Source organism: Streptomyces rectiviolaceus (assembly GCF_039533825.1).
Lineage (GTDB): Bacteria > Actinomycetota > Actinomycetes > Streptomycetales > Streptomycetaceae > Streptomyces > Streptomyces rectiviolaceus.
Genome location: NZ_BAAAUG010000264.1, coordinates 1 through 3,263, shown reverse-complemented (window position 1 = coordinate 3,263; position 3,263 = coordinate 1). Strand labels below are relative to the sequence as shown.

Sequence of the window (3,263 nt, the reverse complement as noted above, 5' to 3'; positions counted from 1 at the left end):
CGCGGCGGCCGCAGTGATGACGGCGCCCATCAGGTCCAGCGCATGCCGATTGCGGCCAGCTGTTCCATCCGTTCGGGTGTCAGTGTGGCGGCTCTGCTGCGCTGATTGCTGATCCAGGCCCCCAGTTTGTGCTCCCGCTCCTTCTGGTCCTCGCCGACGATGATCCGTTCGATGTGCTTGCGCGGGACCTGTAGGTGGCCTTCGCGCTGGTAGTACTGCTTGGCGGCCTGGTAGTTGAGCGCCCATTTGTCGGCTTGGGTGCGGCGCGGGGGCGGTTTCTCGTCCTCGGTGGCGGGTTGGATTCCGAGGACGTGTTCGCACATCCACTGCTGCACGGTGGTGAGTTGTTCCCACCTGAGCCGCACCGATGTCACCCATCGCCCCAGGTCCTCGCCTTGGCGCAGGACTTCGCTCGCCGTGGTGGGCAGTGTCTCGCCCGCGTCCAGGTGTATCCGGACCAGGTGGAAGCACCGCTGCCATGTCACCGGCCAGCTCGGGCACCAGGACGCGTCGATCTCCTCCAGCTGCTCGCGCCGCTCGTCCGAGAGCGCCCCGGCCGACGACTGAACCGGCAGCCCTTCGGCACGCCGCCGCTCGACCTCGGCAGCCTTCCGGGCCGCGGCCCGCGCATTCTTCAACCAGATGCCCACCGCCGCCCCTTGGAACGTGGCGTCCAGGGGCGCTAGGAGGTGCCCGTTCTTGGCAGCCCAACCGCGCGCGGCGGCCAGGCCTTCCTCCCACGCGACGTCGAAGTGCGACCAGATCATGCCGAGCTTCTCCAGCTGCGCGACGCGGTCCTGGTCCATCTCGCCGCGGGCGTAGAACCGGCGGGCGTCGGCGGTCCACTGCCCCAGCGGGAAGTTCGCGAGCGAGGCCGGCCACACCGTGGCCTCCACCTCCTGGTCGTCGACGGTCGGGACGCGGAACGTGAACGGCACCTTCAGGTCGCCGTGTTCGCGGGCGTAGATGACGGCGGCCTCCACCGCGCGCCGCCAGTGCTCGTGCTCGGGGTTGAGGACGCGCAGGTTGATGAACGCGGCCAGTTGCGCCGGGTCGCGCGGCACCGAGAACTTCAGCAGCTTCCGCGCGGACGCCGACGGGCCACTGGACCTGTTCTCCTCGCCCCCGCTCTCCTGGGCCTGCTCGGTCCTCTGGACGGGCTTATAGGCGCTGGGGGCCTGCTGCTCGGCGAGTTGCTCCGCCACCCGGGCGTCGTGCGCCCTGAGCGCTTCCAGCAGCTTGGCCAGGCCGCCGAACGCCCGGGAGGTGAGCATGTTGTCGGCCGTCTCGCCCGGCCCGAGCAGTACCGGCACCACGAGCGAGGCGACCTTCCCCTCGCCCGGCTGCATCCGCAGCGCGCGGCCCACGGCCTGGACGAGGTCGGGCATGGAGCCGCGCACGTCTGCCCAGTAGACGGAGTCGCAGTTCTTGATGTCCACGCCCTCGCCCAGCACCTTCACCGAGCCCAGGAAACCCTTCTCCACGACCGTGCTGTCCGTGGCGGTCCCGGCCGCGAACTCCCCGAGGACCCGCCGCCGGTGGCCCGGCTTGTGCTCGCCGCACAGCCATTCCGCCCAGATCGTACGTGGGTGCAGCTCGGGGTCGGCGGCGTGCAGCTGGGCGGCGACGTCGGGGAGACCGGCCGCGAACGCCTCGGCTTCCTTCACCATGTGGTGGAAGACGAGTGTGCGCCGGAAGCCCTCCTCCGACGACGCCTTGAGCAGCGCGGTCTGGAGGGCTGCAAGCCGGACCCCACGGACCTCGTCCGAGCGCCCCTGCGCACCCAGAAGCTGCGCGGCCTGGAGCTGGGTGTCGGTGATGTCCACACACACCACCTGGTACGGCGCGCAGATCCCCCGGTCGATCGCCTCCGACAGCGTCAGCGTGTAGCAGCGCGCGCCGAACGGCCCGTCCGGGTCGTCGTCCATGCTCGCGACCAGCTCGCCCTGCGTTCCCTCCTGGTCCTCGTCCCCGAGCTGCCACAGACGGGGCGTGGCCGTCATGTAGAGGCGGCGCAGGGACGGGATGCGGGTGTTGTCGTGGACGACGGCCCAGGGCTTGCCCAGCCGCCCCGACGTCCGGTGCGCCTCATCGACCACGATCAGGTCCCAGCCCGGGAGGCCGGCGGCGTGCCCCCGTTCCAGGGTGCCGAGCCCGAGGGAGGCGTACGTGGCGAACACGGTGACCTTGTCGAACGGCCGGACCCAGTCGACCAATTCCTTCACGTCAGTGGTGTTGGGAAAGGACACGTCCTCGCCCCGCAGGGACGAGACCCCGATCATCGGGCCCGTGCGGCCGCCCTCACGCCACGCGGCCTCGGTCTGGGTGAGCAGGTCCAGCGATGGGACGAGCACCAGCACACGGCCTGCGTGGAGCTTCTCTGCGCTGCGGGCCGCGACCCGGGTCTTGCCGGACCCGGTCGCCATGATCACCTGTGTTCGAAGCCCTCGCTCAGGAACAAGAAGTGATCGTGCAGGCAATTCGAGGGCACGCACGATCGCGTCAATGGCTTCTCGCTGGGCGGCCTCGCGATGATCAGCATGCTCGGTCGACATGTACTTCTGCCCTCCTGTTGGGATCTCCCGGCGGAGTAACAAGCCACCCGATGAGCTAACTTGAGCATTCGCACGGCTCCTGATCGAGGTACATCGATATCGATCGCGTGCCATCGAGAACAGTTCGGAGTTCCATTGCTGGAGCTATCCGAGTCCAGAGTCTATCCGTATATTACTTTGAAGCAAGCACAACTCTTGGATTTCCGATGGGGTGGGGAGAATGCAGACAGGTGGCATCGGCGCTGCAGCCGACCGTGAGTGGATCATCAAGAACGCGAAGGGGAAGAAGTTCGTGTACGACTCGGCTGCTGAAGCGTTCGAGGAGTTGGAGGAGTACGGAGACGGCGCAGTAGTGCTCACCCGGCTTGTGTACCGAGGCATGTTCAGGACCAAACCGATAGAAGACTGGCAGCCGGTGGAGCGCCCCGCATTCTGACCCCTCAGGCTGCCTCCGCCCGCCTCCTTGCTACTGCCCGTCAGGCCTGCGAACCCCAGTCCAGTAGCTAGCCTGCCTGCTTCAGTGGGCCTTGAGGGTCCTGGAGGCGGAGCCGGAAGGGCTGTTGAGTGGGGGAGCGAAGCGGACTCACTGGGCCGGAGCGCAGCGAGGGCCTGCACTCCGGGAGCGCAGCGGACGGAGTGTCACCTGTCTTGCGCAGCAAGGCAGGTGAGCGTGGGGCGCAGCCCCACGCCTCCGCTTCCGCGGAGCGG

2 protein-coding genes are annotated in these 3,263 nt (G+C 68.3%); one reads left to right on the top strand and one right to left on the bottom strand.

Annotated elements, in window-relative coordinates:
- Nucleotides 1-29: 29 nt before the first annotated feature.
- On the bottom strand, nt 30-2,555 hold the full coding sequence (locus ABD378_RS43645; RefSeq protein ID WP_344531029.1) for a DEAD/DEAH box helicase: 2,526 nt from the start codon (nt 2,553-2,555) through the stop codon (nt 30-32).
- A gap of 220 nt (nt 2,556-2,775) precedes the next feature.
- Between ABD378_RS43645 and ABD378_RS43640 the strand changes: the two genes are divergently transcribed.
- Complete coding sequence (locus tag ABD378_RS43640) at nt 2,776-2,991, top strand: hypothetical protein (protein ID WP_344531027.1); 216 nt, start codon at nt 2,776-2,778, stop codon at nt 2,989-2,991.
- Nucleotides 2,992-3,263: the final 272 nt, after the last annotated feature.